The organism is Glaciimonas sp. GG7 (assembly GCF_052976905.1).
The window spans coordinates 1-5,790 of sequence record NZ_JBRIIQ010000160.1; the positions used below are offsets into that span (position 1 = coordinate 1).

A 5,790-nucleotide genomic window follows, 5' to 3' on the forward strand; every position below is an offset into this window, starting at 1 on the left:
TCTCCGACTCAGTAGTTCTATGCCGAGTACCACGGACAAGCACGAATCGATGATTTTATTGTGACTTCATGGGGCACTTTTGTGCTGCCAAAAGGCACGCCAGCACCGATCATCGCCAAGTTATCGGCGGCCTTAAAGGCCGTTACCAGCGAACCGGAATTGCAGCAGCGCTTTCTTGAAACCGGTGCACGTGCGATCTGGGCCACGCCGCAAGACACGATGGCCTTTGCTGAGCGCGAACGGGTGAAGTGGAAAGAGTTAGTGCAAATTTCCGGCGCTAAATTAGATTAGTGGATGTTGATATTTGAGCTTAAGAAATTCCGTTCGTACTGAGTAGCCCATAGGGCGTATCGAAGTATATACATACGTCTGCGTATCTTCGATACGGCACTTTGTGCCTACTCAGTCCGAACGGACTTTATGGTGTTTGTAAATTTATATGCCAATACACCTTAAAAGAAACTGGATTAATAAATAATGTATTCACCCTTCAGCAGAACATTCATTGAACTCGTCCGCGAGCAAGCACAACGCGCACCGCAAGCCTGCGCGCTGGTCTGCGGGCAAGAGCGTTTTAGCTATGGCGAGCTGGCCGAGCGGGCGGGGCGTGTTGCCGCCGCATTACAGGCTAACGGCGTCAAGCGTGGCGATCGTGTCGGCGTGCTGTTGAGTAATCGCGTCGAATGGCTCGATGTCTGTCTGGGGGCGGGTGCTTTGGGAGCGACTTTGGTGCCGCTGAGTACCTGGTCCACCCGTAATGAGCTGGCATTTTTGCTCGGCGATTCACGGATGGCGTTGTTGGTTTCCGCAGCCCGCTTCGGCGAGCGCGATTTTGAAGCCGATTTTGTGGCGCTGCAAGGCTTGCCGGGCGTGCCGGTGCCGGAGCAGATTTGGTTGTTGGGGTGTACCAATGCCGTATTTCCTGACTACAACACGCAGTTAGATAACGCCCAACCTTTCAGCGCATTGGCGCCCGGTGCCGGTCCCAGTGCGGTCGAGGATGCGATGGTGCTCTATACCTCCGGCTCAACGAGTGCGCCGAAAGCGGTGCCTTTGCGGCAGTTTGCGGTGATCGAAAACGGTTTCAATATCGGTGAACGCGAGGGCTTGACCCAGGACGATAAAGTATTGCTGTCGTCGCCGTTGTTTTGGGCCTTCGGTGGCGTCAACGCTTTACCGGCGACTTTCAGCCACGGCGCGACGCTGGTGTTGATGGAGAAGTTTGAGCCAGCGCTGGCAATGGAGATCATTGAGCGCGAAGGCTGTACCGCGATTTATACGCTGCCAGCGATGACGTCGGCATTGGCGTATCACAAGGACTATCGCAAGGAACGTCTGTCCAGTTTGCGCACCGGCGTGACCATCGGTAGCGCGGAAGAATTTTTGTTTGCGGTGGAGACGCTGGGCGCAACGGAGTTGTGCAATATCTATGGCGCGACCGAAACCTGCGGCAATTGCGCGGTGACCTGGCATCACTGGCCGGTATTACGACGCGCTTACTGTCAGGGGCCGATGTTGCCGGGACAGCAGATACGCTTCATCGACGAGGACAGCGGCGACGAGGCAGCACCCGGCACACCGGGACTGGCCGAGGTACGCGGATATACAACCACCGGCTATTCGGGTGCTAGTTCGGCGCAAAATGCTTACGCATTTACGTCCGATGGTTTTTATCGTACTGGCGACATCGGCATGCTTAATGCTGACGGCGATTTTGTCTTTGTCGGTCGGGTCGGCGAGATGATTAAACGTGCCGGTATCAATGTCTCGCCAGCAGAGGTAGAAGCTGTGCTGCGCAAGCATCCGTCGGTGCTCGATGTGGCTGTCACCGGCGTGCCGGACGCGTTGCGCGGTGAATTGATTTTCGCCTTTGTGGTACCGAAATCGGCCGATGATTTCGATGCTGCCGTGCTGCTTAAGCACTGTGCGGCGGAGTCCTCTAAATACAAGCATCCCGATCATATCGAATCCTGCATCAGCTTGCCGCTCACGGCGACGGGCAAATTGCAGCGGCGCGAACTGAAGAAACTGGCTCTCGAACGCGCTTTGGCACTGGCTGCCATCGCGTCCCAAAAACGCGCTTCGGCCTAAGAGTCTGCCGGACTCTTGATCGTTGCGTTTCACTCCTGAGGTATTTATGCCACTTAATCGACCTACGGCCGTTATCGGGTCCGCCATCATGGTCCCGATTCATTCGGAACGACAATCCCTCGAAGAAATTCTGTACGAGGTAACGCAAGCGGCACTGAAAAGTGCCGGTATTGCTATAGAAGAGATAGACGGCATCATCGTCGCCTCAAACGATCAGATCGATGGCCGCGCCATTTCGATCATGGCCGCGTCCGGCTCGGTGGGTGGCGTTGATCGCGACATTTTGTCGACGCCATCGGCGGGCGAACATGCTTTTGTGATGGGCGTCTTGCGGGTTGCTTCTGCCCACTTTGAGACGCAGTTAATCGTTTCTTGGGGCGTCACTGAATCCTCTTCATTATCTGAAGTTGAGCGTCTGGGAGCTGACCCGTATTTCCATCGGCGTCTACCGCTCGATGATTTGTCTTCGTTTGCATTGCAAGCCAATGCACTTATCGCAGCCCAGCCGCAAGCACCGGAAATCGCCTCGCAACTGGTGGCACAAAACCGTCGCCGTGGCGCGCTGGCCTATCCGGAGTCAAGCGGTCCGCACGATAACGCTGCCGATATCGCCGTATCGAATCCGATCCGCTGGCCGATCCGGGCTGAAATGTTACGTGCGCCAACCACGGGCGCAGTGGCGCTGGTATTGGCTTCTGAAGATTACGTTAAAAAAGCAGGCATCACTAATCCGGCCTGGACGCGCGGCATGGGTTGGGCGACTGAGGCGGCTTTTCTAGGCGACCGTGATTTGACCGCTGCGGCAGCTTTGCAAGCAGCGGCGCGTCAAGCCTTTGATGATGCAGGTATTGAGAGCATCAAGCAGATCGATATCGCTGAAATCTGTGCACCTACGCCGTATCAGGAGTTACTCGCGTATCAAGCGCTGGGTATTGCTGAGCCTGCGCAATGGGCTGAGGTGGTCAAGGCTGAGCATGCGCAACCGACTCTTAATCCTTCGGGCGGCGTGGCGTCCATTAATTCTGTGTTTTGCAGTGGGCTAGTGCGCATTGCTGAAGCGGCAAATCAAGTCATGGGCACGGCTGGTAAACATCAGGCAGCCAAGGCTGAGACTGTATTGGCGCATGCGGCCAGCGGTCCGGCCATGATGTATCAGACCGTTGTGGTATTTGGAAAAAATCTGGGAGGCGCACAATGAGTCGCACAAACCAACCTCGCGTAGGCATTATCGGTATCGGTCAGTCCGCATTTAAGCCTAAGCGTGACGATGCCAGTTATCCCGATTTGGTGCGCGAAGCCGTACTGATGGCGATGCAAGCCGGTCAGCTGGAGTTCGACGATATCGATGCGACGGTGTATTCGCTGTCGCCCGACGCAATGGTCGGTATCGGTAACGCCGAGCGGCTGGGCGTGGATGCCGTGGGCGGACGCAACAAGCGTTTTCTGCGTATCAATACCGGCGGCGCAACCGGTATTTCTAGTGTTGCTGCGGCGTATTACCACATTGCTTCAGGTGCCTCTGACGTCGTCATGACGGCGGGCGCTGACAAGGTGGGCGAATGCGGCGACTCGCAAACCGTGCTCAACAAAATTTGGGACCCGATCTATGAGCGTCCGTTGCCGTTAGGCACGATCACGATGCTGGCGATGTCGGCGGTGCGGTATATGGAAAAGTACGGTATGTCGCAAGAAGATATGGCGGCAGTCGTGGTTAAGAACCGTTACCACGCTTCATTGAATCCGAATGCCCATCTGCGCAAAACCACCACGATTGAAGAAGTCATGGCCTCACGCATGATTAGCTGGCCTATCAAGTTGATGGATTGCTGCCCGCAGTCCAGTGGCGGTGGCGCAATGATTCTGGCCTCTGAAAAGTATATTAAAGATCGTAATCTGGACGCGGTCTGGATTACTGGTCTGGGTCATTGTTCGGAGAGCTATTACATCGGCGACCGTATGGGTAATGGATTCCATGCGGACCATGCCGATGCGTATGCACTTGGTCGTTCGTTTGAGCGTACTTACAAAATGGCCGGGATCACCGATCCGCAAAAACAAATCCATGTAGCCGAATTGTATGCCCCGTTTAGTAACACGGAGTTCCATTCCATCGAAGCAGCTGGTCTGGCCGATGTCGGGACCTCGGTTGCGCAATTGAGGCAAGGGCGTTACACATTGGGCGGCGAGATTCCGGTCAATCCATCGGGCGGTACCTTGTGTACGAATGCGATTGCGGTTACGGCCATGATCCGCGTAGCGGAAGTGGCGTTGCAGGTATGGGGCAAGGCGGGGGCGCATCAGGTTAAAGGCGCACGCGTAGGCGTGGCCAGCGGCAACGGCGGGGATCATCAGTTTTTTGGCACGATGGTTATCGAGGCATAACATTCAGTATGAAAGCTGCCCTCGACAATCATTGTTGAGGGCACCAAACATCAATCAAATTTCTAAAGGAATACAAAATGGAACTGCTGAAACGCCGCGAGGCTTGGAACATTACTTACAACCATGCACTAGGAGAAACAGCCAGCTGGTTCTACGTGCAGATTCGCGATCATGGCAAAATTTATGGTCGTCGTTGCGGCGAAACCGGTCGTGTACTGGTCCCGCCACGCGCATTTTCGGACCAGACTTTGGAGCCAACGACTGAGTGGGTTGAAGTCGGTCCGGGCGGTTGCATCGAAACATTCACTATGGTCTACGAGCCGTTTCAAGGCTTGCCAGATCCGCCGTATGCTTTCGGTTATGTACTGCTCGATGGCGCGGATACGGCGATCGGTGGTTTTTTCAAAGGCATCGATCTGACTAATCCAGAAGTCGCGGCTAAACAAATGGCGCTGAAAACCCGCGTTGTCACCAAGTTTGCAGAAGTGCGTACTGGCGACGTGTTGGATTTCTGGTTCGAGCTGGAAGCAGTCTGATGACGGCGGCATCCAAGTCTGTGCAACGGGTAGCAGTGATAGGCGCCGGGGCGGCAGGCTTGTGTGCTGCTAAGCATTTATTGGCACGCGGTGTCGAGGTCGTGGTCTACGAGCTCGGCTCTTTTATCGGCGGATTGTGGGTCTATCAGAACGATAACGGCCTGTCGCCGGCCTACCGCTCGCTGCATTTGAATTCCGAGGCCCGCATTACGGCCTACAAAGATTTCCCGTTTCCTGAAGATGGCGCGTTATACCCGGATCATTTCGCGGTAAGTCGCTATCTGCAATCCTACGCTGACCATTTCGGCATCGTGCCGCATATTCGGTTTCGCTCCAACGTTACGGAAGTCAGGGCTGACGTCGATGGCCGCTGGCAAGTGCGGCTGGCTGACGATAGCGTCGAAGAGTTCAGCGCCGTCGTGGTTGCCAGCGGACATCAGGGCGTGCCGAAACATGCCGCCTGGCGCGACGACTTTGAGGGCGAATATCTGCACTCAAATAGCTATCAAGTTCCTGAGCCATTCCGCGACAAACGCGTGTTGGTGGTTGGCATGGGCAACAGCGCCGTCGATATCGCCTCCGACATTTGCGTGGTCACTGCATCAACCACGATCTCGGCCCGTTCACCAGTGCTGGTGATGCCGCGCATGTTGTTTGGTGTGCCGACGTCACGCGTGTTGGCCAAGCTTGAAAAGCGTTGGATGCCGTGGCCGTTCCGTCGCACCACTCATACGACAGCGGCAGCGGAAAAATGGGCCTCAGCGACACCCCGGGTGCGGCC

At 55.6% G+C, this 5,790-nt stretch carries 6 protein-coding genes; all 6 read left to right on the top strand.

Features of this window, described 5'->3' with window-relative positions:
- Positions 1-60 precede the first annotated feature (60 nt).
- Positions 61-291 carry a tripartite tricarboxylate transporter substrate-binding protein gene (locus tag ACVBEF_RS20275; protein WP_447125722.1) on the top strand — a complete coding sequence of 77 codons (231 nt, stop codon included), beginning with the start codon at positions 61-63 and terminating at the stop codon, positions 289-291.
- Between the two features lie 186 nt (positions 292-477).
- Positions 478-2,091: a class I adenylate-forming enzyme family protein gene (locus ACVBEF_RS20280; RefSeq protein ID WP_447125723.1), complete on the top strand. Its 1,614-nt coding sequence runs from the start codon at positions 478-480 to the stop codon at positions 2,089-2,091.
- 46 nt (positions 2,092-2,137) lie between these two features.
- Complete coding sequence (locus ACVBEF_RS20285; RefSeq protein ID WP_447125724.1) at positions 2,138-3,289, top strand: thiolase C-terminal domain-containing protein; 1,152 nt, start codon at positions 2,138-2,140, stop codon at positions 3,287-3,289.
- Positions 3,286-4,473 carry a thiolase family protein gene (locus ACVBEF_RS20290; RefSeq protein WP_447125725.1) on the top strand — a complete coding sequence of 396 codons (1,188 nt, stop codon included), beginning with the start codon at positions 3,286-3,288 and terminating at the stop codon, positions 4,471-4,473. The genes ACVBEF_RS20285 and ACVBEF_RS20290 overlap by 4 nt, the downstream gene beginning before the upstream one ends.
- Positions 4,474-4,550: 77 nt before the next feature.
- Complete coding sequence (locus tag ACVBEF_RS20295; RefSeq protein WP_447125726.1) at positions 4,551-5,009, top strand: Zn-ribbon domain-containing OB-fold protein; 459 nt, start codon at positions 4,551-4,553, stop codon at positions 5,007-5,009.
- Positions 5,009-5,790 (top strand): flavin-containing monooxygenase (locus tag ACVBEF_RS20300; protein WP_447125727.1); only part of this gene is annotated, 782 nt, incomplete at its 3' end. The genes ACVBEF_RS20295 and ACVBEF_RS20300, both read left to right, overlap by 1 nt.

Coding starts and splice junctions, on each gene's coding strand:
- ACVBEF_RS20285 (WP_447125724.1), top strand. CDS start 2,138: ATGCCACTTAATCGACCTACGGCCGTTATCGGGTCCGCCATCATGGTC.
- ACVBEF_RS20295 (WP_447125726.1), top strand. CDS start 4,551: ATGGAACTGCTGAAACGCCGCGAGGCTTGGAACATTACTTACAACCAT.
- ACVBEF_RS20290 (WP_447125725.1), top strand. CDS start 3,286: ATGAGTCGCACAAACCAACCTCGCGTAGGCATTATCGGTATCGGTCAG.
- ACVBEF_RS20280 (WP_447125723.1), top strand. CDS start 478: ATGTATTCACCCTTCAGCAGAACATTCATTGAACTCGTCCGCGAGCAA.